The sequence below is a fragment of the Arthrobacter sp. Ld5 genome, from assembly GCF_051172775.1.
GTDB lineage: Bacteria > Actinomycetota > Actinomycetes > Actinomycetales > Micrococcaceae > Arthrobacter_D.
This window is the reverse complement of record NZ_JBPKBO010000016.1, coordinates 173,534-196,618: the sequence shown is the minus strand read 5'-3', so window position 1 is coordinate 196,618 and position 23,085 is coordinate 173,534. Positions and strand designations below refer to the sequence as shown.

22 protein-coding genes and 1 tRNA gene are annotated in these 23,085 nt (G+C 72.6%); 6 read left to right on the top strand and 17 right to left on the bottom strand.

Features of this window, described 5'->3' with window-relative positions; genetic code table 11:
- Positions 1-51 precede the first annotated feature (51 nt).
- The 4 genes from ilvC to ilvD form a co-directional block, all read right to left on the bottom strand.
- Positions 52-1,077 (bottom strand): ketol-acid reductoisomerase, encoded by a 1,026-nt coding sequence (gene ilvC, locus ACSGDB_RS07615; RefSeq protein WP_434993939.1) that lies wholly within the window; start codon positions 1,075-1,077, stop codon positions 52-54.
- A gap of 52 nt (positions 1,078-1,129) precedes the next feature.
- Positions 1,130-1,642, bottom strand: a complete 513-nt coding sequence (gene ilvN / locus ACSGDB_RS07610; protein WP_434993938.1) for an acetolactate synthase small subunit — start codon at positions 1,640-1,642, stop codon at positions 1,130-1,132.
- A 2-nt stretch (positions 1,643-1,644) separates the two neighbouring features.
- Positions 1,645-3,525, bottom strand: a complete 1,881-nt coding sequence (locus tag ACSGDB_RS07605; protein WP_434993937.1) for an acetolactate synthase large subunit — start codon at positions 3,523-3,525, stop codon at positions 1,645-1,647.
- Positions 3,526-3,876: 351 nt separating this feature from the next.
- Positions 3,877-5,580 carry a dihydroxy-acid dehydratase gene (gene ilvD / locus ACSGDB_RS07600; RefSeq protein WP_434993935.1) on the bottom strand — a complete coding sequence of 568 codons (1,704 nt, stop codon included), beginning with the start codon at positions 5,578-5,580 and terminating at the stop codon, positions 3,877-3,879.
- 232 nt (positions 5,581-5,812) lie between these two features.
- On the opposite strand from ilvD, the gene ACSGDB_RS07595 reads away from it, so the two are divergent.
- Positions 5,813-6,265: a hypothetical protein gene (locus tag ACSGDB_RS07595; RefSeq protein ID WP_434993934.1), complete on the top strand. Its 453-nt coding sequence runs from the start codon at positions 5,813-5,815 to the stop codon at positions 6,263-6,265.
- 12 nt (positions 6,266-6,277) lie between these two features.
- Here ACSGDB_RS07595 and ACSGDB_RS07590 read toward each other — a convergent pair whose 3' ends face one another.
- Positions 6,278-7,243 (bottom strand): 2-hydroxyacid dehydrogenase, encoded by a 966-nt coding sequence (locus tag ACSGDB_RS07590; protein ID WP_434993933.1) that lies wholly within the window; start codon positions 7,241-7,243, stop codon positions 6,278-6,280.
- A gap of 174 nt (positions 7,244-7,417) precedes the next feature.
- Here ACSGDB_RS07590 and ACSGDB_RS07585 point away from each other — a divergent pair.
- The 3 genes from ACSGDB_RS07585 (at position 7,418) to ACSGDB_RS07575 (ending at position 8,882) form a co-directional block, all read left to right on the top strand.
- Positions 7,418-7,490: transfer RNA gene (locus ACSGDB_RS07585), tRNA-Lys, on the top strand.
- A 114-nt stretch (positions 7,491-7,604) separates the two neighbouring features.
- Complete coding sequence (locus tag ACSGDB_RS07580) at positions 7,605-8,315, top strand: hypothetical protein (protein WP_434993932.1); 711 nt, start codon at positions 7,605-7,607, stop codon at positions 8,313-8,315.
- 99 nt (positions 8,316-8,414) lie between these two features.
- On the top strand, positions 8,415-8,882 hold the full coding sequence (locus ACSGDB_RS07575) for a VOC family protein (protein ID WP_434993931.1): 468 nt from the start codon (positions 8,415-8,417) through the stop codon (positions 8,880-8,882).
- 55 nt (positions 8,883-8,937) lie between these two features.
- On the opposite strand, the gene ACSGDB_RS07570 is transcribed toward ACSGDB_RS07575, so the two are convergent.
- The 4 genes from ACSGDB_RS07570 to ACSGDB_RS07555 all read right to left on the bottom strand — a co-directional run bounded on the left by ACSGDB_RS07570 (position 8,938) and on the right by ACSGDB_RS07555 (position 13,004).
- Positions 8,938-9,126: a DUF2795 domain-containing protein gene (locus ACSGDB_RS07570; RefSeq protein ID WP_434993930.1), complete on the bottom strand. Its 189-nt coding sequence runs from the start codon at positions 9,124-9,126 to the stop codon at positions 8,938-8,940.
- 61 nt (positions 9,127-9,187) lie between these two features.
- On the bottom strand, positions 9,188-10,048 hold the full coding sequence (locus tag ACSGDB_RS07565) for a glycosyltransferase family 2 protein (RefSeq protein ID WP_434993929.1): 861 nt from the start codon (positions 10,046-10,048) through the stop codon (positions 9,188-9,190).
- Positions 10,045-11,595: a PfkB family carbohydrate kinase gene (locus ACSGDB_RS07560; RefSeq protein ID WP_434993928.1), complete on the bottom strand. Its 1,551-nt coding sequence runs from the start codon at positions 11,593-11,595 to the stop codon at positions 10,045-10,047. Before ACSGDB_RS07560 ends, ACSGDB_RS07565 begins: the two co-directional genes overlap by 4 nt.
- Positions 11,595-13,004, bottom strand: a complete 1,410-nt coding sequence (locus ACSGDB_RS07555) for an aldehyde dehydrogenase family protein (protein WP_434993927.1) — start codon at positions 13,002-13,004, stop codon at positions 11,595-11,597. Before ACSGDB_RS07555 ends, ACSGDB_RS07560 begins: the two co-directional genes overlap by 1 nt.
- Before the next feature lie 212 nt (positions 13,005-13,216).
- Here ACSGDB_RS07555 and ACSGDB_RS07550 point away from each other — a divergent pair, with 212 nt between their 5' ends.
- Positions 13,217-14,371 carry a glycosyltransferase family 9 protein gene (locus ACSGDB_RS07550; RefSeq protein ID WP_434993926.1) on the top strand — a complete coding sequence of 385 codons (1,155 nt, stop codon included), beginning with the start codon at positions 13,217-13,219 and terminating at the stop codon, positions 14,369-14,371.
- On the opposite strand, the gene ACSGDB_RS07545 is transcribed toward ACSGDB_RS07550, so the two are convergent.
- From ACSGDB_RS07545 to ACSGDB_RS07515, 7 genes are read right to left on the bottom strand one after another with little or no spacing between them, the layout of a single operon-like run.
- On the bottom strand, positions 14,337-15,062 hold the full coding sequence (locus ACSGDB_RS07545; protein ID WP_434993925.1) for an SDR family oxidoreductase: 726 nt from the start codon (positions 15,060-15,062) through the stop codon (positions 14,337-14,339). The two genes, ACSGDB_RS07550 and ACSGDB_RS07545, sit on opposite strands and share 35 nt — an antisense overlap.
- Positions 15,063-15,121: 59 nt before the next feature.
- Positions 15,122-16,489 carry a PfkB family carbohydrate kinase gene (locus ACSGDB_RS07540; RefSeq protein WP_434993924.1) on the bottom strand — a complete coding sequence of 456 codons (1,368 nt, stop codon included), beginning with the start codon at positions 16,487-16,489 and terminating at the stop codon, positions 15,122-15,124.
- Positions 16,486-17,145, bottom strand: coding sequence for a D-sedoheptulose-7-phosphate isomerase (locus tag ACSGDB_RS07535; protein ID WP_434993923.1), 660 nt, complete (start codon positions 17,143-17,145; stop codon positions 16,486-16,488). The genes ACSGDB_RS07540 and ACSGDB_RS07535 overlap by 4 nt, the downstream gene beginning before the upstream one ends.
- Positions 17,142-18,434, bottom strand: coding sequence for a glycosyltransferase (locus ACSGDB_RS07530; protein ID WP_434993921.1), 1,293 nt, complete (start codon positions 18,432-18,434; stop codon positions 17,142-17,144). Before ACSGDB_RS07530 ends, ACSGDB_RS07535 begins: the two co-directional genes overlap by 4 nt.
- The gene (locus ACSGDB_RS07525) at positions 18,431-19,432 is read right to left on the bottom strand and encodes a glycosyltransferase (protein WP_434993920.1); all 1,002 of its coding nucleotides are present in this window, start codon (positions 19,430-19,432) and stop codon (positions 18,431-18,433) included. The genes ACSGDB_RS07530 and ACSGDB_RS07525 overlap by 4 nt, the downstream gene beginning before the upstream one ends.
- Entirely contained in the window at positions 19,429-20,532 is a 1,104-nt protein-coding gene (locus ACSGDB_RS07520; RefSeq protein WP_434993919.1) for a glycosyltransferase family 9 protein, read from the bottom strand. Before ACSGDB_RS07520 ends, ACSGDB_RS07525 begins: the two co-directional genes overlap by 4 nt.
- Positions 20,529-21,077, bottom strand: a complete 549-nt coding sequence (locus tag ACSGDB_RS07515; RefSeq protein WP_434993918.1) for a D-glycero-alpha-D-manno-heptose-1,7-bisphosphate 7-phosphatase — start codon at positions 21,075-21,077, stop codon at positions 20,529-20,531. Before ACSGDB_RS07515 ends, ACSGDB_RS07520 begins: the two co-directional genes overlap by 4 nt.
- Before the next feature lie 117 nt (positions 21,078-21,194).
- On the opposite strand from ACSGDB_RS07515, the gene ACSGDB_RS07510 reads away from it, so the two are divergent.
- On the top strand, positions 21,195-22,223 hold the full coding sequence (locus ACSGDB_RS07510; protein WP_434993917.1) for a glycosyltransferase family 9 protein: 1,029 nt from the start codon (positions 21,195-21,197) through the stop codon (positions 22,221-22,223).
- Here the strand turns inward: ACSGDB_RS07510 and ACSGDB_RS07505 are convergent.
- Positions 22,220-22,972 (bottom strand): sigma-70 family RNA polymerase sigma factor, encoded by a 753-nt coding sequence (locus ACSGDB_RS07505; protein WP_434993916.1) that lies wholly within the window; start codon positions 22,970-22,972, stop codon positions 22,220-22,222. The two genes, ACSGDB_RS07510 and ACSGDB_RS07505, sit on opposite strands and share 4 nt — an antisense overlap.
- Between the last annotated feature and the right edge of the window lie 113 nt (positions 22,973-23,085).

The following is a 23,085-nucleotide window of genomic DNA, read 5'->3' as shown; positions in this document are numbered from 1 at the left end:
TCGTCGGTGAGCATCGAACTTGTGTCCTGCCGGGACCGGGGGGTGTCGGCTCTAGCGCGCGACGGAGCCCTCGGTGTAGTCGTCGCTCGTCTTGATCCAGGAGAAGAGCTTGCGCAGCTCGCGGCCCGTGCTCTCGATCGGGTGGTCCTCGCCCTTCTTGCGGAGGGCGGTGAACTCGGGCGCACCGGCGTCCTGGTCGTCGATGAACCGCTTGGCGAAGGCACCGTTCTGGATGTCCGCGAGGACGGCCTTCATGTTCTCCTTCACCTCGGGCGTGATCACGCGGGGGCCGGAGACGTAGTCGCCGTACTCGGCGGTGTCAGAGACGCTCCAGCGCTGCTTGGCGATGCCACCCTCCACCATGAGGTCCACGATGAGCTTGAGTTCGTGGAGCACCTCGAAGTACGCGACCTCCGGCTTGTAGCCGGCCTCGGTCAGCGTCTCGAAGCCGTACTGGATGAGCTGCGAGGCGCCTCCGCACAGCACGGCCTGCTCGCCGAAGAGGTCCGTCTCGGTCTCCTCGGTGAAGGTGGTCTCGATGACGCCGGCGCGGGTGCCGCCGATCGCCTTGGCGTAGGACAGGGCCAGGTCGCGGGCCGTGCCGGACGCGTCCTGCTCGACGGCGATGAGGTCGGGGACGCCGCGACCGGCCTCGAACTCCCGCCGGACGATGTGCCCGGGGCCCTTGGGCGCCACGAGGGCGACGTCGACGTCGGACGGCGGCTGGATGTACCCGTAGCGGATGTTGAACCCGTGTCCGAAGAACAGGGCGTCGCCGGCCTGCAGGTTCGGCGCGATCTCGTCCTTGTACACGTGCCGCTGCACCTGGTCCGGGGTGAGGACCATGATGAGGTCCGCTTCCGCGGTCGCCTCGGCGACGGAGAGCACCCGGAGGCCCTCGGCCTCGGCCTTGGCGCGTGACGCGGAGCCTTCCTTCAGTCCGACGCGCACGTCGACGCCGGAGTCCCGCAGGCTCAGCGCGTGGGCGTGGCCCTGGCTGCCGTAGCCGATGACGGCCACGGTGCGGCCCTGGATGATGGAAAGATCTGCGTCGTCGTCGTAGAACATCTCGGTCACGGGTGTTTTCTCCTTGGGTGGGTGGTGCTGGGAAGGTCTGGTGGTGGCGGGGTCAGGCGCTGCGCAGCGCGCGGTCGCTCATCGACTTCGCGCCGCGGCCGACCGCGAGCGTGCCCGACTGCACGATCTCGCGGATGCCGAACGGCTCGAGCACGGACAGGAGCGCCGCGAGCTTCTCGGCCGTGCCGGTCGCCTCGAGGATCAGCGAGTCGATCGACACGTCGACGACGGACGCCCGGAACAGGTCCGCGGCCTGGGTCACCTGCAGGCGGGTGGCGGCGTCGGCCCTGACCTTGATCAGGACGTGGTCGCGCTGCACCGACTGCTCGGGCGTCAGCTCGACGATCTTGATGACGTTGATGAGCTTGTTCAGCTGCTTGGTGACCTGCTCGAGGAGATCGCCCTCGGCCTCCACCACAACGGTGATGCGGGACATGCCCGCGACCTCGGTCGGTCCGACGGCGAGGGAGTTGATGTTGAACGCCCGCCGCGCGAACAGGCTGGCGACGCGGGTCAGGACGCCGGGCACGTCCTCGACGAGCACGGAAAGGGTATGGCGAGCCATGGTCAGTCCTCCTGTTCCCAGGTCGGGGTCATGTTGCGGGCGATCTGGATGAGGTCGTTGCTGACGCCGGCGGGCACCATCGGCCACACCATGGAGTCGCGGCTGACCACGAAGTCGATGACGACGGGGCGGTCATTGATCGCGAGTGCCTGCTGGATGGTGGCGTCGATGTCCTCGTCCCGCTCGCAGCGCAGGCCCACGCAGCCGTAGGCGTCGGCGAGCTTCACGAAGTCGGGCACGCGGACGGTGTCGTGGCCCGTGTTGAGGTCCGTGTTCGAGTAGCGGCCCTCGTAGAAGAGGGTCTGCCACTGCCGGACCATGCCGAGCGAGGAGTTGTTGATGACCGCGACCTTGATGGGGATGTTGTTGATGACGCAGGTGGCCAGTTCCTGGTTCGTCATCTGGAAGCAGCCGTCGCCGTCGATGGCCCAGACGACGCGGTCCGGGTTGCCCACCTTCGCCCCCATGGCCGCGGGAACCGAGTAGCCCATGGTGCCGAGGCCGCCGGAGTTGAGCCAGGCGTGCGGTCGCTCGTACTGGATGAACTGCGCGGCCCACATCTGGTGCTGGCCGACACCGGAGACGAAGACGCCCTCGGGCCCGGTGAGCTCACCGATGCGCTTGATGACCTGCTGCGGCGCGGACAGGCCGTCGTCGGGCTGCGTGAAGCCCACCGGGTACGTCTCGCGCAGGTGGTCGATGGTCGTCCACCAGGCGGAGATGTCCGGTCGTTCCTGTGCGGCGAAGGCTTCACGGACCGCGGCGGTCAGCTCCGGGATGATCTCCTTCACCGAACCGACGATCGGCACATCGGCGGCGCGGTTCTTGGAGATCTCGGCGGGGTCGATGTCCGCGTGGATCACCTTCGCGTGGGGTGCGAAGCTCGCCAGCACGCCGGTCACGCGGTCGTCGAACCGGGCACCGAGGGTGATCAGCAGGTCGGACTGCTGCAGCGCGGTGACGGCGGAGACCGAGCCGTGCATGCCGGGCATGCCGACGTGCTGCCGGTGGGAGTCGGGGAAGACGCCGCGGGCCATGAGGGTGGTGACCACGGGCGCGCCGACGAGCTCGGCGAGTTCCAGCAGTTCCTCCGATGCGTGGCCCTTGACCACGCCGCCGCCCACGTAGAAGACCGGGCGCTGCGAGCCGCTGATCAGCCGGGCCGCCTCGCGGACCTGCTTGGCGTGGCCGCGGAGCACGGGCCGGTAGCCGGGGATGTCGATCCTGGGGGGCCAGGAGAAGGTCATCGGGGACTGCTGGGCGTCCTTGGCGATGTCCACGAGCACGGGGCCCGGGCGGCCGGTGGTGGCGATGTGGAAGGCCTCGGCGAGCACGCGGGGGATGTCCTGGGCATCGGTGACGAGGTAGGAGTGCTTGGTGATCGGCATGGTGATGCCGACGATGTCCGCCTCCTGGAAGGCGTCCGAGCCGATGAAGGCGCTCGAGACCTGCCCGGTGATCGCGACCATCGGCACGGAGTCCATGTGCGCGTCCGCAATGGCGGTCACGAGGTTGGTGGCTCCCGGACCCGAGGTCGCGATGCACACGCCGGGACGGCCCGTGACCATGGCGTAGCCCTGGGCCGCATGGCCCGCCCCCTGCTCGTGCCGCACGAGGATGTGCCGGAGCTTCGTCGACGCCATGAGGGGGTCGTAGGTGGGGAGGATGGCCCCGCCGGGAAGGCCGAAGACGTCGTCGACCCCGAGTTCCTCGAGGGACCGGACGATCGCCGCCGATCCGAGCATCTCGGTGGGGGCCACGACCCGGTTGGGGCCGCGGACGGAGCTCGCCGGAGCGACGGGCGCGGACTCACGCGCAGGTGCTGCGGGAGGTGCTGGCCTTGCTGCCATCAGCGCCGGGCTGACGGGCGATCCCTTGGACATCTCAGACTTCCTTCGGAACGATCGCTGCACTGCTGCAGCTGGAACTGCGGGCTTCCGCGCACTCTCCGTATTGACGGGTTGTGTCAACAAAAAAACCCCTCGGCCTTGTGGGCTCTGCGAGGGGTTGCGCGTGACTGCAGTCGTCTACCGGACGGGCTTCAGGCCACGCGCTGTATAAGAATGACGACTACGGGTTCGGGCTGCATACCTGTAGTTTCCCTGTCCCCGTGAAAGCGTGTCAAACGACTCCCTGCGCGTCTCACATGGTGGACAGCAGGTCCAGTTAGTGGACGTTAACCCTGCGGGGCCGGGAGCCCGCCGGAGGGTCGCATCCCTCCGGCGGGCCGGACCTCAGCCGCAGTACGCCCCTTCGGACGCCGAGTGGACGAGCTTGGCGTACTTCGCCAGGACGCCCTTGGTGTAGCGGGCGGGAAGCGGCTCCCAGCCCACCCGCCGCTCCTGGAGTTCCGCCTCGTCGACGAGGAGGTCGAAGCTCTTCGCGGCGATGTCGACGCGGATGCGGTCGCCGTCCCGCACGAAGGCGATGGGGCCGCCGTCGACCGCCTCCGGCGCGACGTGCCCGATGCACAGGCCGGTGGTGCCGCCGGAGAAGCGGCCGTCGGTCAGCAGGAGCACGTCCTTCCCGAGCCCGGCACCCTTGATGGCGCCGGTGATGGCGAGCATCTCGCGCATGCCGGGGCCGCCCTTCGGCCCCTCGTAGCGGATGACGACGACGTCCCCGGCGTGGATGCGGCCGGCGTCGAGCGCGTCGAGGGCGCCCTGCTCGCGCTCGAAGACGCGCGCGGTGCCCTCGAACACGTCGGCGTCGAACCCGGCGCTCTTGACCACGGCACCCTCGGGCGCCAGCGACCCGTGGAGGATGGTGATCCCGCCGGTCTTGTGCATCGGGTTGTCGAGGGCGCGCAGGATCTTGCCGTCGAGGTCCGGCGGGTCGATCTCGGCGAGGTTCTCCGCGAGCGTCCTGCCGGTGACGGTGAGGCAGTCGCCGTGCAGGAGGCCGGCGTCGAGGAGCGCCTTCATGATGACGGGTACGCCGCCCACCTTGTCGACGTCGAACATGACGTAGCGGCCGAACGGCTTGAGGTCGCCGAGGTGCGGGATGCGCTCGCCGATGCGGCTGAAGTCGTCGAGCGTCAGGTCCACCTCGGCCTCGCGGGCGATCGCCAGCAGGTGCAGGACGGCGTTCGTGGAGCCGCCGAAGGCCATGGTGACCGCGATGGCGTTCTCGAAGGCCTTCTTGGTCATGATGTCGCGCGCCGTGATCCCGAGGCGCAGGAGGTTCACGACGGCCTCGCCGGACTTCTGGGCGAACGCGTCGCGTCGCCGGTCGACGGAGGGAGGAGCGGCGGATCCGGGCAGTGACATGCCGAGGGCCTCGCCGATGCAGGCCATGGTGTTCGCGGTGTACATCCCGCCGCAGGCGCCCTCGCCGGGACAGACGGCGCGTTCGATGCTGTCGAGGTCCTTGAGGCTCATGGTGCCGGCTGCGCAGGCTCCGACGGCCTCGAAGGCGTCGATCAGGGTGACCTCCTTCTCGGTCCCGTCCTCGAGCTTCGCGAAGCCGGGCATGATCGTGCCGGCGTACAGGAAGACGGAGGCGAGATCGAGGCGGGCCGCCGCCATGAGCATGCCCGGCAGGGACTTGTCGCAGCCCGCGAGGAGCACCGAGCCGTCGATGCGTTCGGCCTGCATGACGGTCTCGACCGAGTCGGCGATGACCTCCCGCGAGACGAGCGAGAAGTGCATGCCCTCGTGGCCCATCGAGATGCCGTCGGAGACGGAGATGGTGCCGAACTGCATGGGGAACCCGCCGCCGGCGTGGACGCCCTCCTTGGCGCCCTCCGCCAGCCGGTTGAGGGACAGGTTGCACGGCGTGATCTCGTTCCAGGAGCTCGCGACGCCGATCTGCGGCTTGGCGAAGTCGTCATCGCCCATGCCCACGGCACGGAGCATGCCCCGGGAGGGGGCCGCATGGATGCCGTCGGTGACGATGCGGCTTCTGGGCTTGATGTCTGGTGTCGTGTCCGCGCTCATAGGGGAGAGTCTAGGCCCGCGTTGCGCGCACGTTTCGCCATGTGACCGGCCTGTTACAGCCGTCGGCACGCCCGGAACCCGGCGGCCGTGGCGGGGCGCGTGGCGCCTCGTCCGGGCCGGGCGCCCTCCGGTACAGTGTGGACCTCGCGGGCGAATCGACAGCCCGCCCGGCGCCTGCGAGCAGCCCCGCGAGGGGACGAGACCGACCGCCTCCTACCCCGATGGCCGTGATATGACCCCCGAAGAGCCCTCCTCCAGCCCACCGCTCGACGGCGGACAGGGCCTCAAGAACGCCCTCCGACGGGTCTTCGACTCGCAGATCCCGAACTACGGCGACTACAACCTCGTGTTCGCGGTGCCGGCGGACGCTCCCGGCGCCCGGACGGCCTACGTGGTGGGCTACCGGTGGAAGCCCGCCGAGCTCATGATCGCCCCGGTGGACCTCGCCGGCATCACGGGCGCGGGCGTTCCCGTGGAGGTCAACATGACGAACCTCGCGCACGCCCTGCAGTGGGACGAGGACGGCAGCTTCGAGGTGGGCACCAGCACCGGGCGCATCTTCCGGTTCGGCGTGACGCCGGCGCCCGTGCTCGACGTCGGCCCCGGCACGGCCCTGCACCTCGCCCAGCACGAGGACGTGACGGACTTCACGGCCTTCATGGACGCCTTCATCGGGATGGCCTGACCCGGACCCGGCTCAGGCCCAGGGGCCGCGCCGCACGAGGTTCACGGGTTCCGCGCCCCGGCCGAGCAGTTCCACCTGGCGGCGGAGCAGCGCGAGGATCCGCGGCGGGAAGGCGCCGGTGTTGCCGCCGACATGCGGCGTGATGATCGCCCCGGGCGCGCTCCACAGCGGGTGGCCCTCGGGCAGCGGCTCCGGGTCGACGACGTCGAGCGCCGCCCGCAGCCGGCCCGATACCACCTCGCGGGTCAGCGCGCCGGTGTCGACGACGGCGCCGCGGGCCACGTTGACGACGAGCGCGCCGTCGGGCAGCGCCGCGAGCACCTCCGCGCCGATCAGGCCGCGGGTGGCGTCCGTGAGCGGCGTGATCACGATGACGACGTCGTGCCCGGGCGCGAGCCGGACGAGTTCGTCGCTGCCGTGGACATGCCCCAGGGCGTCGTCGCGTGCCGTGCTGCCCACCCGCGTGACGGTCGTCTTGAAGGGGACGAGCCTCCGGCGGATCTCCTCGCCGATCCCACCGACGCCCACCAGCAGGACCTTCCGGTCCGCGAGGCCCGGGTAGCGTGCGCTGTGCCAGCGGCCCTCGGCCTGCTGCCGGACGGCATCGTCGATCCCCCGCAGCGACGCGAGGGCGAGCCCGACGGCGAGTTCCGCCGTGGCCGCCGCGTGGACCCCCGCGGCCGTGGCGATGGCGACGTCGGGTCCCACGAGCTCCGCCACGCCGTCGTACCCGGTGGACTGCGTCTGCACGAGCGCGACGTTCACGGCCGCATCGAGCGCCCCGTCGAGGTGCGTACGCCCCGTGTACGGCAGGACGACGGCGTCGAGTGTGGCCGGGTCGCAGCCCTCGGGCGGGGTCCGGAAGTCCCACAGCACCACGTCGACGGCGGGCGAGACGCCGGACAGGGCATCCCGCAGGTCCGCGGACGGGACGCTCAGGGTGCGGACGGTCGGTGGCGCTGCATCGGGGATCGTCATGGCGTCAGCCTAGCGCCGCCGCCCTGGTCCGCCTCCTGCGCCGGGCTCGTCCCGGATTCCCGGGCCCCGGGGACGGCACCACCTCCCCGGTTTCAGGTTTCGGCCGAAGTGCTGGTAGAGTTTCATGCTGTTGCGGATGACCCGGACGGCACGAAGAAGCCGGGAAAACGCTACGCACCTCTAGCTCAATTGGCAGAGCAATTGACTCTTAATCAATGGGTTCCGGGTTCAAGTCCCGGGGGGTGCACATCGAAGCCCCGTCCTCAGGTCTCGCCGCCTGCAGGGCGGGGCTTCGTCTATTGATCCCGCGCCCGGCGCCGGCAACCGCGTGGGGCACGGCGGCCGGGCCTACGATGGACCCGTGAACGAACTCCTTTCCTTCGCAGGGAGCTACTGGTGGCTGGTCTTCCCGCTCTCCGGGGTCTTCGCGATCTGGGGCAAGTCGCTCACCGAGGCGTCGGAGCGGCGGCACCAGCGGAAGATCGAGCTGTACCGGCTGAAGCATCCCGCGCCCCTCGCCGCGCCGTCCGAGGCCCCGCCGACCGCTGCGGCGCAGCCCGTCCCCACGAGGACCCCGCTCGAGCACGTGCAGCGCATGCACGACGAGGTGGACCGGAAGTGGCTCACGTACGAACTCGATGCCGCGAAGCTCATCGACTACCCCATGATGACCGACGTCCGCGAGCCCCTCACCGTGGCCTTCCTGCGGGCCAAGCGGGAGGCGGACGCGTTGCGGCCGGAACCGTCCGCGCCCGTGGCACGCGACGACCTCGCGGCATACCGGTCCGCCGTCACCTCCTACGACGTCGCCTTCCAGATCGCGGAGACCGAAGCCCGGCGGGTCCGGGCGAGCGGGTTCACCACCGAGGAACGGCAACGGCTGGAGACGGCGCGCCGTCTCGTCACCGTGGCGATCGACGACGCCGCGACCGCGGCGGAGCGCCAGACCGCCTACCGGCGTGCCCGCCGGGAGCTCGACGGCCTGATCGTGCTGCCGGACGCCACGGTCAGCTCACTGGAGGAGAAGGTCGCCGGCGCGATCGGGCAGCGGCCGGAGCCCCCACGACCCTGATTTCCGTGGGACCCTTCCCCGGGCGGCCCCCTGCGGACGATAATCGCTCCGTCCATCACAGGGGCGTGGCCGACGGCCACCCGAGGAGAGGCGATTCCCATGGCAGCGACGATCAACACGTACCTCAGCTTCAAGGACACCGCGAGGGAGGCCATGGCCTTCTACCACTCGGTGTTCGGCGGCGAGCTCACCAGCACTACCTTCGCCGAGTACCAGGTGAGCGAGGACCCGGCCGAGCAGGACAAGATCATGCATTCGATGCTCACCACCCCGTCGGGGCAGGTCCTGATGGGGGCCGACACGCCCGCCAGCATGGAGTACACGCCTCCGGCCGGGCACTCGCTGTCGGTCAGCGGTGACGACGAGCACGAGATCCGTGGCTACTGGGACGCCCTCACGGGCGGCGGCCACGTCGTGATGCCCCTCGCGCCGTCCCCCTGGGGCGACAGCTTCGGCATGTGCATCGACCGCTTCGGGATCAGCTGGATGGTGAATATCGCCGGGGACTCGGACGACGGCGCGCCGGCGTCGGGCGAGCGGGCGGCGCAGGAGCCCGCCCGGAAGTAGCCCGAAGCGGGCAGCCCGGTGGCGGCGTCCCCGGGAACGCCGCCACCGGATGCTCCTACTTGGCGGCTTCCTTGTTGACCTCCGCCGGCGACTCGAACTCGCGGTCGGGCAGGTTCTCGAGCGTGTCGAGGACCGAGCGGTCGGCGCCCTTGTCCTTCGCGTGCTGCACGAGGTCCTCCTTGGAGGCCGGGTAGTCCACGCCGCCCAGGGCCTTTTGGATGTCGATCGGGCTGGAATCTGCCATGTGCTGCTCCTTCTGTTCGGTTGTGCGGATACTGCCTGGTGGCTCCGGGACGGAGGCACCGTCACTGGCCCAGGATCTCCCGGGCAGCGTCTGTGTCACGGTCGACCACCGTGGTGGGTGCCTCCAGGTGCACTGCACCGGAGGGGATGATGCCGGCGCCGCCGTAGCGCTCCATGACGCGCCATTGCGCGGCCACGTCCTCCCCCGCATGGCCGGGCGGCAGCCGGTCCCAGAACTCGAACCCGCCGCAGTCCACGAGGGCCCGGCGGTCGAACAGGACGCAGCCGCCCACCCAGGCGACGTGGTAGAGCCGCCACTCGCCGCGTGGGACGGCGAGCTCGGCGGCCGCGTGGGCGAGGTTGGCCGCATTGTGCAGGGGCCACCGCCCGAAGCCCTCCGTCCCCGTACGGACAAGCTCGGGCCGCACCTCGTTGCCCGGCCACAGCTCGAACACGTCGCGCTCGTGGGGCCGATGATCATCGAGGTAGGACAGCCCCTGCACCGCGGATCCCACGAAGCCGCACCCGGCGGCCTGCAGGGCCCGGCTCATGCGGTCCAGCGAGCCTGGTTCGAGCCACACATCGTTGTCCAGGAAGAGGACGGCCGGCGCGTCGGCCAGGCCCAGCAGGAAGTTCCGGTGCTCGGCCAGTCCCCGGCGCGGCAGGTGCCGTTCCACCCGGACCGCCCGGCCCTGCGCCTCGAGGACCCGCACCATCGCGCGGACGGCCGGCTGGTCGACGGCGGGCTCGTCCTCGGTCTGGTCGCTGAGGATGACGCGGAACGCCGGCCCCTCCTGCGCGGCGAGGCCCGCCAGCGTAACGGCGAGCTCGGCGGGGCGTCCGAAGGAGGGGATCAGCACGTCCACCTCGGGCTCGCGGGCCGGCGGCTCCAGCGCCCACTCCCCCGACCACCGCGCCGTCACGGGGTCTCCCCCACCGCGGGGATGGCGCGGATGCGGCGGACCACCTCCGCGGTGTACCGCTCGGGAACGTAGTCGAGGATGCTGACGCGTCCGCCGCAGGCCTCGACCGCGGGGGTCTCCTCCAGCATCTGCGCGGTGTAGTCGCCGCCCTTGGCGTAGACGTCGGGCTTCAGCTGCTCGATCAGCGGCACCAGGGTGTCGGTCGAGAAGACGGTGACGTAGTCGACGCAGCTGAGGGAGGCGATGATGCCCGCGCGGTCGGCGATCGGGTTGATGGGCCGGTCCGGGCCCTTCAGCCGGCGCACGCCGTCGTCGTCGTTCAGGGCCACCACGAGCACGTCCCCGAGCCGCTTGGCCTGGTCGAGGTAGCGCGTGTGTCCACGGTGCAGCACGTCGAAGCAGCCGTTGGTGAGGACGATCCGCTTGCCGGCGGCGCGGTCCGCCTCCACCGTGCGCAGCAGCTCGTCCGTGGCGAGGGCGGTATCGGCGAACTGCTGCAGGTGGCCCGTCAGGTCCGCCGTCGTGCACACGGACGTGCCGGGGCGGTGCACGACGACGTCCGCCGCGGCCTGCGCGAGGTCGAGGCTCGTGGTGAGTGGCAGTCCCGCGGCGCGTGCGGCGGTCAGGCTCGCGACGAACGTGTCCCCGGCGCCGGAGGCCTGCTTCTCGGTGGCGGGCCTGGCGTAGGTGCGGTGCTCCTCGCCGTCGGGTCCGAGCAGGACGGTGCCGTCGCGGTCCAGCGTGACGACGACGTTCACGGCGTTGGTCGCCGCGAACAGCCGGCTCCGCCGCGCCGCCACCGTGGCGGCGCGGTCCGTCCGCGCGTCGAGGCGCGCGCCGAGGACCTGCGCGGCCTCGGCGGCGTTCGGCGTGACGATGTCCGGGCGCAGTGCGGACCAGGCCGCGGTGTCGTGGGCGTCGACCACCACCACCGCGGCGGGGTCGAGGGTGGCACGGCGCGCCAGGGCGGCGCGGACCTCCCCGCCGAGCGCCCCGGAACCGTAGTCGCAGACGACGACCGCCTCGGCGCCCGTGACGGCGGCGGGGATCCGGGCGGCCAGCGCGGCGATCGCCGCCGGCGGGAGGCCGTCGTGCGTGTCGTCGAGCCGCAGCATGACCTGGTCCCCGCCGAGGATCCGGTACTTGGTCGTGGTGGACACCCGCGGGTCCTGGACGAGGTGCATGGTGTCCACGCCCGCGTCCTCGAGGATGCCGCGCAGGCGGCGACCGGCGTCGTCGTCGCCGATGAGCCCGCACATCCGCACGCGGGCGCCGAGCGCGGCGAGGTTCACGGCCGTGTTCGCCGCGCCGCCGGCCGCGTACTCGCGGCGCGTGATGTCGACGACCGGCGCGGGAGCCTCCCGGCAGAAACGCTCGATGGTGCCGCTCCACCAGCCGTCCAGCATCGCGTCCCCCACCACGGTGACGGACGGCGCGTGATCGGCGATGGCGGCGGGCACCCACGCGGCGAGGCGGCGCACCAGCGCCAGGTCGCCGTCCCGGTGCTCGGGCGCCCCGTCGGCGGGGTGGCGCTGGGCGTCGTCCATCAGCCCTCCTGCGGCGGCGCGCTGATGTGGACGACCTTCACGAGCGAGAACTCGTCCAGCAGCTCCGGGCCGTAGCCGAATCCCGCCCCGCTGATGCCGCGCGGCTGGGCGGATCCGCCGGGCGCTCCGCCGAACACGGCGTTGACCTTGACGGTCCCGACGGCGAGCCCGGCGATGGCCTGCTGCGCGTGGGCGATGCTGCCCGTCAGGACGGACGCGGCGAGCCCGTACGGCCCGGAGGCAGCGAGCCGCAGGGCCTCGTCGAAGGTGTCGACGACGGTCACCGGGGCCACCGGGCCGAAGGTCTCCTCCGTCATGACGGTCATGGTCTCCGTGCAGTCCGAGAGCACCGTGGCCGGGTAGTGGGCGCCGGGGCCGTCGGGGACCGCCCCGCCCTCGAGGCACGTCGCGCCCTGGTCGAGGGCCTCGGCGACCTGTGCCTCCACGGCGTCACGCATCCGGCGGTCCACGAGCGGCGGGAAGGACCTCCCGGCGTTCCTGCTGCGGGCCTCCGCCGCGAGGGCAGCGAGGAACGGCTCGGCGACGGGCCGGCACACGTAGATCCGTTCCACGGAGGTGCAGATCTGCCCCGCGTTCGCGAAGGCGCCGAGCGCCGCCTGTCCTGCCGCCCAGACGGGGTCGACGTCGGCGTCGACGATCAGGGGGTCGTTGCCGCCGTTCTCGCGGATGACGTGGGCACCGGTCAGGACGGCCGCGCGGGCGATCCTGGCACCGGTGTCGCTGGATCCCACGTGGGCGAACACATCGACGTCGGCCTCCGTGGTGAGCTGCTGCCCCACCTCCGCGCCGCCGGTCAGGGTGAGGAACACGCCGTCCGGGAAGGCCGGCTGCAGCAGGCGCCCGAGCAGCTCGCCCACGTGGGGGCAGCGCTCGCTGGGTTTGTGGATCACCGTGTTGCCGGTGACGAGCGCCGCCCCGATGAGACCGCCGGCAACCGCCACGGGATCGTTCCAAGGGGTCAGCAGGGCGGCGACGCCGCGCGGCTCCGCCACGGTGTAGTCGGTGGCCGTGACGGCGCCGCGCAGGCTGAGCCCGCGGTGGACGGGCCCGAGTTCCGCATACTGCTCGAGGGTGGCGATGGCCGCTTCCACGCCACCGAGCGCATCCGCGGGCGGCTTGCCCGTCTCCCGTGTGTTGAGCTCCGCCAGGTCCTGGGCGCCGTCGCGCAGTGCCGCGGCTGCCCGCCGCAGGGCCGCGCCCCGTTCGGCCGGGCTGGTGGCCGCCCACTCGGGCTGCACGGACCGCGAGAGGCCGACGGCGAGCGAGACCTGCTCCCTCGCGGCGCAGGGCAGCGTGCCCACCTCGCTGCCGTCCCGGGGATCGACGATGGTGATGGACTCGTTCCCGAGCACGTCGGGCAGCGCGGGCGTCTGGGCGTTGATGGACATGGTGCTCCTCGAGGTCGAAGGCCGGAACGGCTGATCTACTCCTCCCGTACCCGTCTGCCGCGCCCTCACACAGGCGGCGGACCGATTTCTGTCGGCCGCCCGACAATCGTCAGCATGCTTGGCATATGGTGGCAGGAGGAGCAGCCGGGGCTCGACGGGTCAGTGGGAGAGCGCTGGACGGCGGTGGCCCGCGGCGGACGGAAAGGACATCCATGCAGGACGGCACGACGACGGCGGAGTTCGGCGGGCGGCAGGACACGGCGCGGGCAGTGGGACCGGTGCTCGAACCCTTCGGGGACATCCGGCGGATCGCGGTCCTGCGCGGCGGCGGTCTCGGGGACCTCATGTTCGCGATGCCCGCGATCGCGGCCCTCGGAGCACGCTATCCCGACGCCGAGATCACCCTGCTCGGCATGCCCGGCCACGCGGCACTGCTGGAGGGCCGGCCGGGGCCGGTGTCCTCGGTCGTGGAGCTGCCGGTCTTCCCCGGCGTGCGCCCAGGGGACGTGGACCCCGGGGCCGTGGACGCCTTCTTCGACGACGTCCGGGGCTCCTTCGACCTCGCCGTCCAACTGCACGGTGGCGGCCGCAACTCGAACCCGTTCCTCCTGCGGCTCGGGGCCCGCCACACGATCGGCACGCGGACGCCGGGCGCCGTAGCACTGGAACGCACCATCCCCTACGTCTACTACCAGCACGAGGTCTTCCGTGCGCTGGAGGTCGTGGGGCTGGCGGGGGCCGTGCCCGTGGACCTCGAACCCCGGATCGGCGTCCTGCCGGAGGAGGTGGAGCACGCGGAGCGGCTGACCGGCGACGGCGCGGTCGTCGCCCTGCACCCGGGCGCGACGGATCCGCGGCGCCGGTGGCCGGCGTCGTCGTTCGCCGAGGTCGCGGTGCGCGCGTCCGCGGACGGCTGCGAGGTGGTGGTGGTCGGTGACACGACGGACGTCCCGGCGGCGGAGGAGATCGTCCGGCTGGCGCTCGCGCAGGCCCCGACGGCGGACGTCCGCTCGCTCGCGGGCGAACTCTCGCTCGGGGAGCTGGCCGGCGTGCTCGACCGCAGTGCCGTGCTGGTCGGCAACGACAGCGGTCCCCGGCACCTCGCACAGGCCGTGGGCACGCCCACGCTCGGCGTCTACTGGATCGGCAACATGATCAATGCGGGCGCGATCGGCCGCACGCTCCACCGCGTCCACTTCTCCTGGGTGACGCACTGCCCGGTGTGCGGCGTGGACGTCACCCAGGTGGGCTGGACGGCGGAACGCTGCGAGCACGATGACTCGCTCGTCGCCGCCGTCCGGCCCGACGCCGTCTACGCGGACGTCGCGGAACTCAGGGCCACGAGCCTTCTTCTGCGTGGGCGATGACCATCTCGCGGATCTCGCAGCTCTTGGGCTGCGAGAGGGCGAAGAGGATGGCCTCCGCGACGCGTTCGGGATCGTTGAGGCGGGAGTCGTCCTGCGGCTTGTACTGCTCGTCGCGGTCGTCGAAGAAGCGCGTCTTCATGCCGCCGGGGATGACCGTCGTGACGCCGATCTGCCCGGTGGTCTCCGCGGCCAGGGCCTGCGAGAAGCCCATGACCCCGAACTTCGAGGCGCAGTAGGCTGTCGCGTCGCCGACCGCCTTGATCCCGAGGGTCGAGGCGATGGTGACCACGCGGCCGGAGGTCTGCTTCAGGTACGGCAGGGCGGCACGCGCGGTGGACGCCGTCCCCATCAGGTTCACGCCGATCACCTTCTCCCACTCGTCGGCGGGCACGGTGTCGAGCGAGCCGCACCGGTCGATCCCGGCGGCGGTGACGACGGCGTCGAGCCCGTCCATCATCTCCGCGGCCTCACGGACCGCGGTCTCGACGGCCTGGCGGTCGGCCACGTCGACCTCGAAGGCCTTGACGCCCGTGACCCGGCTGATGTCGCGGTCCAGCACCACGGGGGTGCCCCCGGCGGCGAGGACGCCCTGGACGATGGCCGCGCCGAGGCCGGAGCCTCCGCCGGTGACCAGGACGCGTCCGGGGTTGTAGCCGTTGCCGGTCGTGGTGGTCGTCGTGTTCTCGGTCATGGGTGTTCCTTTCGTTGCGTGCACGGTCCGGCCGGACGGGCCGGAAGATTTCGGCGGGGTCAGCCCACGCGGGCGAGCGCGGCTGCCAGGTTCGTGGTGGAGCGGGCGGGGATGTAGGGGACGGTGACGGTCCTGCCGCCCCAGCTGCTCACCAGCGCGGCCTCCGGGAGGTCCTCGGCGGCGTAGTCGCCGCCCTTGACCCAGATGTCCGGCTGCAGGCGCGAGATCGCGTTCTCCGGCGTGGACTCGGAGAACACCAGGACGGCGTCCACGCACCCGAGGGCCGAGAGCAGCTCCGCGCGGTCCTCCTGCTTGATGATGGGCCGGCTCTCCCCCTTGAGCCCGCGCACGGAGTCGTCCGAGTTGAGGCAGACGATCAGGCAGTCGCCGAGCCGGCGCGCCGCGGCGAGGGTCCGCGCGTGCCCGGCGTGCAGGAGGTCGAAGCATCCGCCCGTCGCGACGACGGTCCCGCCGGCCTCGCGCGTCCGGCGCACGACGGTGAGGGCGTCGAGCCCGTCGACGGGCAGCTGCTGCGGCGCGTCCTCGCGCTGCCGGCCCATGGCACCGACGCCCCCGGAGGCCAGGAAGTGTGCGGCGGCCTCGGTGGCCTGCTGGGCGGCGGCGTCGATCGGGGCGCCCTGGGCGAGCCCGACGGCGAGCGCCGAGGCGAAGCGGTCCCCGGCGCCGCAGGGGTCGGGGGCGCTGACCCGTGGCGCGGGCACCACCTGGGGCAGCAGTCCCGTCGCGGCGACGAGGGCTCCGTGGTCGCCCATGGTGACGAGCACGGCCTTGCTCCGCCAGGCGGCGAGCAGGACCTCGGCCGCCGCGGCGGCGGCCCGCGTCCCCGAGCCCTGGACGTCGGCGAAGCGCAGGGCCTCCCCGAGGTTCGGGGTCACCGCGGCCACGCCCGGGACCGGCGGGGCGCCGGCGGGGTGGGGGTCCCACACCACCGGGGTCGTCCCGGCGAGCGTCGCGAGGCGCGCGCGCAGGTCCTCGTTGGCGAGCAGCCCGCGGCCGTAGTCCGCCGCGACGATGGCGTCGGCTCCGTCCAGGGCGGCCAGCATGGCGTCGGTGACCCCGGGCACGGGAGGCGTGGCGCAGCCCTCGTCGAACCGGACGACCGCCTGGCCGGAGGCCCGGACCCTCGTCTTCACGGGGGTGGGCGCGCCCGAGGGGCCGGCGACGACGGTCACGCCGTCGAGTTCGGCGCGCAGGAGCCCGGACGCGTCGTCCTCCGCGAGGACGGTGACCAGGACGGCGTCGTGCCCGTCGGCACTCAGCATGCGGGCCACGAGGCCCGCGCCCCCGGCACGCCGCTGCACGGCGTCGACGTCGACGACGGGCACGGGCGCGTCCGGTGAGAGCCGTCCGGCCCCGCCGGAGAGGTCCGTGTCGAGCAGGACGTCACCGACCACGACGATCCTCATCGCTGCGCCTCCCGACGGCGGTGCACCTCGGCGTCGAAGGCCCGGCACATCGCGTGCAGGGCGATGAGGTGGCCCTCCTGGGCGTTGGCGGACCGGGCGTCGACCGCCACGTAGTCGTCGACGCGCTCGGTGAGGGGGTTGGGCCCGGCGCCGGTGAGCGCCCACGTCGTGATGCCGGCCGAGCGGGCGGCGTCGACGGCGTGCAGGAGGTTCGGGCTCCTGCCGCTCGTGCTCAGGAGGACGAGGATGTCTCCGGGCCGGCCGTGGGCGCTGACCTGCCGGGCGTACAGGTGGTCGAACCCGTAGTCGTTGGCGATGGCCGTGACCGCGGAGCTCTCCGCGTGGAGGGAGATCGCGGAGAACGGTTCGCGCTCGCCGTCGAAGCGGCCCACGAGTTCCGCCGTCAGGTGCTGGGCCTCGGCGGCGGACCCGCCGTTGCCGGCCGCGAGCAGGCGTCGGCCGGCCATCAGGCGGTCGGCCATCTCCACGCCCCATCCCGCCAGGGTGGCGGCGTTGAGGGCGAGGGACTCGAGGGCCGGTGTGACGGCCCGGAGGTGGTCCAGGACGAGGCGCCGCGAGTCCGCCAGGACGGTGTCCGGGGCGCCTGCGGTGACGGTGGACGGGGTGTCGGTCGGGACGTCGGTCTGCGTGGTCACAGTGCCCTGCCTCCTGTGCTTTCGAGTCGACGTGCGGCGCTGCGCCGCACGGTGGCCGGTTCTGCGGGTGCTGCTTCGGCGAGGGCCAGCTGGTAGGCCTTCTCCGTGTCGGCGGCGATGCGGCTCCAGGAGTAGCGGGCCTTGGCGCGGCGGTAGCCGTTCCCACCGAGCTCGCGGGCCCAGTCGGGTTCGCCGATGATCCCGGCGACGGCCGCGGCGATGGCCGCCGGGTCCTGGGGCGGGACATGCAGCCCCGTCGTGCCGTCCACCACGGTGTCCACGAGGCCGCCCACGGCCGCGGCGATCACCGGGACCCCGCACGCCATCGCCTCGAGCGGGACGATCCCGAAGGGCTCGTACCAGGGGGCGCACACGACCGCGTCCGCGCTGCGCAGCACGGCGGGCATCTCGGCCCGGGACACCTGCCCGCGCAGGACGACGCGGTCGGCGACGCCGAGATCGACGGCGAGGGCACGCAGGCGCTGCGCCTCCGGGTCGTCCTCGAGGCCTGTGAAACTGCCGGCGCCGCCCACGATGTGGAGTTCGACGTCGTCGCGGCCGAGGTCGGCGAGCTCGCGCATCGCCCGGACGACGAGGTCCATGCCCTTGCGGGGGACGAGCCGGCCGACGCTCACGATGCGGTGCGCGCGGGTGCGGTCCTCGACGGGACCGTGCGGCGTGAACAGTTCGACGTCGACACCGCACGGGGCGATCGACACCCGGCTGCCCGGGACGCCCATGGCCGTGAGCTCGAACACCTCGTCGGAGCACGTCGCGACGATGCGGTCGGCGCTGCGTCCCACCATCGCCTCCAGCATGAGGCGTTCGGAGGGGCTGGTGTCCTCGGCGCCCTGATGCCGGCGCTTGACGGTGCCGAGGGCGTGGAAGGTCTGGACGACCTGGACGGGCCGGCCGTCCGCGCGCGACCGTCCTGCGGCGTCGAGCGCGGCGAGCCCGGACATCCAGAAGTGCCCGTGCACGATGTCCGGCGGCTCCTGCCCCCAGTCCTCGACGATCCCTTCCGCCAGCTCGCCCATGTAGGGCAGCAGCAGGTCCTTCGGGACGTTCCGCGCGGGGCCGGCGGTGACGTGCACGACCTCCAGGTGCGGGTCGGTGCGGACGCGGTCCGGCAGCGCCGGATCGTCGCGTCGCGTGTAGACCGTCACGTCGTGTCCCCGGCGGGCCAGCGCGAGGGACAGCTCGGCGACGTGGACGTTCTGCCCGCCGGCGTCGACACCCCCCAGCGCGGCGAGCGGACTCGCATGCTCCGACACCATCGATATCCTCACTGCGTCTTCCTCTCTCCTACCGCCAGGACGCGTCGCCGCGTCGGCTCCTGCTCCAAGACGTCGTCCCAGTCGGCCAGGAACCGGGCCAGTCCGTACCGGGCGAGGGCGGCCGCGCGGGCGGCCCGTCCCCGGGTGCGGGCCTCGTCCGGGTCCTCGACGAGGTGTGCCGCCGTGCGGACCAGGTCGTCGACGTCCGTCGAGATCGAGCCGGCCTCGGGGGGCACGGCACGCGCCGCCTCCGTGGTCGCGAGCGCGAGGACCGGCAGGCCCACGTGCATGGCTTCGAGGAGCGAGAGCCCGAGGGAGGTCCAGCGCAGCGGGTGGACGTAGGCCCGGGACCGCCCGAGCCGCGCGTGCAGCTGCGCCATGGGCAGGTCGCCGCCGATGCGCAGCTCCGAGGGGGCGAGGTCCAGGGCGTCGGCCAGCCCGTCGGTCCCCATCCCGAAGACCTCCAGCGGCGCGACCCCCGCGAAGCGCGGCAGCAGGTCGGTGCCGGTGATGCGTCCGCGGCGCACGGGCTCGTTGATGACGGCGGCGAGCTGCTCGAGCTCGCCGGTGTAGAGGTAGCCCGGGTCCACGATGCCGTGTTCGATCACGGTGGTGCCGGCCCTGCCGTTGTCCCAGAAGAGCGCGTTGAAGTGGGTCACATGGACGATCGGGATGTCCGTCTGGCCCGCCAGCGGGTGGACGGTGCCGACGATGTCGCGACGCGGCGTGTTGTGCTCGAGGAAGACCGCGGGCAGGTCGCGGCCGGGCGTGCGCCCCAGGAGCCGCTCGCACTCGGCGATCTCCTCGACCCGCTGCAGGACGACGACGTCGATGTCGGCGTCCGCCAGGTCGGAGGGCGCCACCTCGAGAACGGAGGCCGGCCAGTCGCGGCCCGCGCGGCCGAGGCCCCAGGGCCCGCCGTCGGGTGTGGTGGGCAGCACGTAGGTGTGGGTGCCCCGCACGAAGGCGTCGGTCCACCCTCCGTGCACGTGCCATAGCAGGATCCTCATCGGTGTCCCCTCGTTGGTCGGCGGCCTTCCGTGCGGCCGATGCTGCGGCGTGAGCCGAGTGACGATACCCCGGAGCTGAGCCGGAGCACGGCGTCCACGACGTCCTCCGGGGAGACGCCGGACAGGCAGGGGTGCCCCTGCACGGGGCAGATGCGGGCCCGGCTGAGCGCGCAGGCCGCGTCCTGGTCGCCGAGCAGTTCCACGGGCACGCGGTAGGGCGCCCAGCGCACCGCCGGGACCACGGGCGAGAACAGGCAGACGACGGGGGTGCCGACGGCGGCCGCCAGGTGCGCCGGCCCGGTGTTGCCGGTGACGATGACGCTCGCCCCGGCGATGACGGAGCCGAGCGTGGCGAGGTCGGTCCTGCCCCCGAGGTCGAGGGCCTCGGGGCCCGCGACGGTGGACGTCAGTCCGGTCTCGCCGGGGCCGCCGGTGACGACCACGCGGAAACCGGCGGCGGTCAGGAGCTCGACGGCGGCCGCGTGGTGGAGGGGCGGCCAGGCACGCGCCGGCACGGTGGCACCGGGATGGACGACGACGTAGGGTCCGTCGCCGACCAGCGCCGAGGCGTCGGTGAGGTCGGTGACCTGCAGCCGGCCGTCGTCGCCGGGGGGCAGGGCGTACCCGGCGGCCTCCGAGATGCCGAGGGCGCGTTCCGCTTCGGGCTGGTCCTCCGGGAAGTCCTCCCCGGGCTTGAGCCGCACGTCGAGGAGCGAGCCCGCGTAGTCCACGGACGCGCCGGCGATCCTCCGGACGCCGGCGAGCCGGAGCAGCAGGGCGAGCGGCAGCGGCGACTGGTGGAACGAGGTCAGCAGCACGGCCTCGTCCACGGCGAGCGCCGTCACGGTGTCGTGCAGCTCGGCCATCAGCGTCGGCGTGGGCTCGGGGGCCGGATCCACGATCCAGGGAGCGGACCACGTGACGACGTCGACGACGCCGGGCAGCAGCCGCGCCGCCGCGGCGCCCTGGGGGCCGCACAGCATGACGACGTCGTTCGGGGAGTCCCCGTGGTCGCCGGCGGCGATGGCACGGACGGCGGGGCCGGCGAGAAGCACGTCGCCGGCGCTGTCGAGGCGGGCGACGAGGACCCGGCGCCTCACGGCGTCCCCGCCCACAGGGTGTCGACGGCTCCGGCGAGGGTGCGGGCGACGGCGGGCGCCGAGCGGATCTCGTCCTCGAGCGTGACGTCCGTCGGCACGAGGACGGCCTGCGCCCCCGCGGCGGCGGCGGCTCCCATGTCCGCGCCGATGTCCCCGATGACGGCGACGTCGGAGGCCTCGAGGCCCAGGCGGGCGCAGGCCGCGAGGACCATCCCCGGAGCGGGCTTGCGGCACGTGCAGCCGTCGTCGGACCCGTGCGGGCAGAGCTCCCAGACGTCGAACGGCCCGAGCAGCTCCTCGACGCGGGCGTTGACGGCGTCCACCTGCCCGCGCGTGACGATCCCCCGGGCGATCCCCGACTGGTTGGTCACCACGCCCACCGGGATGCCGCGGGACCGGAGGCCGTCGAGCACCGCGCGTGCCCCGGGCATGGGCTGCACGAGGGCGGGGTCACCGTTGTAGGGGACGTCCACGACGATCGTCCCGTCGCGGTCGAACAGGACGGCCCGTGGGGGCGTCCGTGGAGGTCCGGCCGAAGTATCCATACAGGCTTAGTTCCCGCAGAGGAGCAGTACTAAACACTTTCCGCCGAACTTCTTCTCCGCAGGCACTCCCGGGCGCCCTGCAACGTGCGGTCCCGATGCTCTGGCAGGATCGGTCCCATGACTTCCGAGGGCTCCAACACCACAGGCACGTCCGCCCGACCGCCGGGGCGCGGTGCAGGGTCCGGTTCCCGCCCGGTCCCGGCGTCCACCCCGGCACCGGACGGGCGTCCCGAGATCCTGGCGCTGCGGGCCCTGAAGCTCGGGGACCTCCTCGTGGCCGTCCCCGCGCTCAAGGGACTGCGGCGCGCCTACCCGGAGCACCGCATCCTGTACGCCGCACAGGAATGGCTCCGTCCGATGATGCCGCTCACCGACGCCGTCGACGACCTCCTGCCCACGCATGGCCTGGACGACCCCCTGCCCATCGAGCACGGCCGCATCGACCTGGCCGTGAACCTCCACGGGAGCGGCGGAGAGAGCCGGGGCCGCCTCGAGGAGATCGGAGCGCGACGCCGGATGGGGCACCGCTCGCCGGGCTGGGACGGCCCTGAGTGGCGCAGCGGCATCCTGGAGCGCGAACGGTGGGCGTCGCTCGTCAGCTGGCACGGCGTCCCCGCGGACCCGCTGGACTGCAGGCTGCGGGTGCCCGATGTGGAGAACCCGGCACCGGACGCCGTCGTCGTGCACGTCGGGGCCGCCTACGGGAGCCGACTCTGGCCGGTGGACCGGTTCGCGGCGGTGGCCCGCACCCTCGCCGCCGCCGGGCACCGGGTGGTCTTCACGGGCAGTGCCAGGGAGCGGCCGCGGGCACTCGCGGTCGCCGATGCCGCGGGCCTGCCGGCGGCGACGGTCGCCGCCGGGGACCTGCCGCTCGACGCCTTCGCGGGACTGGTGGCGGGTGCGTCCCTGGTGATCTCGGCGGACACGGGCGCCGCCCACCTAGCCTCCGCCTACGCCCGGCCTTCCGTGGTGCTGTTCGGGCCGGCGCCGCCCTCGGAGTGGGGGCCGCCGCCGGGACCCCACACCGTCCTGACGGACGAGTCGGTGCGGGTGGGCGAGACGTTCTCCGCCACACCGGATCCGGCCCTGCTGGCCGTGACCGTCGATCAGGTCCTGGCCGCCGCCGCGGGCCACGGGATCTCCTAGGCGGTACCGGACCGTACGGCCTGACGCTCCGCGGTGGCGGGCGCGCCGAGAAGCCTCTTCTGCAGTTTCACCAGGATGCGCGCCAGCGCCCTCGAGACCTGCATCTGGGACATCCCGAGCTCGTCACCGATACCCTGCTGGGTCTGCTCCATGAAGTACCTGCGGTAGAGGAGTTCCTTCTCGCCGTCCCCCAGGTCGTTGACGGCACCACGCAGGGAGAGCATGTCGTCGCTGCGCTCCACCCCGCCGAATCCGCTCGCCAGGGTGTCGGCCCAGGGATGACCCTCCGAGGGCGCGTCGAGCGAGACCGGCCGGAGGCTCGTCGCGGCGGCCTGAGCCTCGAGGACCTTGTGCTCCGGCCGGCCGAGCTCGAGCCCCAGCTCGCGTGCGGTGGCTTCGCGGCCGAGCCGCTGGGCCATCGCAGGGGCCGTGCGGGCGATCTCGGTGCGGAGGTCCTGCACCTCCCGCGGCGGCCGGACCACCCAGCAGGAGTCACGCAGGTAGCGCTTGATCTCCCCGCTGATCGTCGGCACGGCGAACGAGGCGAACGCGATACCGCGCGCCGGGTCGAAGCGCTGCACGGCCTTGACGAGTCCCAGGTAGGCGACCTGGCGGATGTCCGCGGCCTCGGGGCCGGCGGCGGCGAAGGACCGCGCGACGGATTCCGCAATGTCCAGGTGCCGCAGCGTGATGTCGTCCTGCAGGGCAGCCTTGAGCGGCGCGTGCTGGGCTGCGGCGGTACTTTGCATGCTGTTCTCCCGATGGGCGCTGGACACTTCCGTGTCCCAAGAGAACATCAGCACGCTTAGCATGCAAGCCGGAAGGTCCTGGAAGGCACGACCACCCGGGGGGTCTTCCCTTT

Coding starts and splice junctions, on each gene's coding strand:
- ilvN (WP_434993938.1), bottom strand. CDS start 1,642: ATGGCTCGCCATACCCTTTCCGTGCTCGTCGAGGACGTGCCCGGCGTC.
- ACSGDB_RS07605 (WP_434993937.1), bottom strand. CDS start 3,525: ATGTCCAAGGGATCGCCCGTCAGCCCGGCGCTGATGGCAGCAAGGCCA.
- ilvD (WP_434993935.1), bottom strand. CDS start 5,580: ATGAGCGCGGACACGACACCAGACATCAAGCCCAGAAGCCGCATCGTC.
- ACSGDB_RS07595 (WP_434993934.1), top strand. CDS start 5,813: ATGACCCCCGAAGAGCCCTCCTCCAGCCCACCGCTCGACGGCGGACAG.
- ACSGDB_RS07590 (WP_434993933.1), bottom strand. CDS start 7,243: ATGACGATCCCCGATGCAGCGCCACCGACCGTCCGCACCCTGAGCGTC.
- ACSGDB_RS07575 (WP_434993931.1), top strand. CDS start 8,415: ATGGCAGCGACGATCAACACGTACCTCAGCTTCAAGGACACCGCGAGG.
- ACSGDB_RS07570 (WP_434993930.1), bottom strand. CDS start 9,126: ATGGCAGATTCCAGCCCGATCGACATCCAAAAGGCCCTGGGCGGCGTG.
- ACSGDB_RS07560 (WP_434993928.1), bottom strand. CDS start 11,595: ATGGACGACGCCCAGCGCCACCCCGCCGACGGGGCGCCCGAGCACCGG.
- ACSGDB_RS07555 (WP_434993927.1), bottom strand. CDS start 13,004: ATGTCCATCAACGCCCAGACGCCCGCGCTGCCCGACGTGCTCGGGAAC.
- ACSGDB_RS07550 (WP_434993926.1), top strand. CDS start 13,217: ATGCAGGACGGCACGACGACGGCGGAGTTCGGCGGGCGGCAGGACACG.
- ACSGDB_RS07545 (WP_434993925.1), bottom strand. CDS start 15,062: ATGACCGAGAACACGACGACCACCACGACCGGCAACGGCTACAACCCC.
- ACSGDB_RS07540 (WP_434993924.1), bottom strand. CDS start 16,489: ATGAGGATCGTCGTGGTCGGTGACGTCCTGCTCGACACGGACCTCTCC.
- ACSGDB_RS07525 (WP_434993920.1), bottom strand. CDS start 19,432: ATGAGGATCCTGCTATGGCACGTGCACGGAGGGTGGACCGACGCCTTC.
- ACSGDB_RS07515 (WP_434993918.1), bottom strand. CDS start 21,077: ATGGATACTTCGGCCGGACCTCCACGGACGCCCCCACGGGCCGTCCTG.
- ACSGDB_RS07510 (WP_434993917.1), top strand. CDS start 21,195: ATGACTTCCGAGGGCTCCAACACCACAGGCACGTCCGCCCGACCGCCG.
- ACSGDB_RS07505 (WP_434993916.1), bottom strand. CDS start 22,972: ATGCAAAGTACCGCCGCAGCCCAGCACGCGCCGCTCAAGGCTGCCCTG.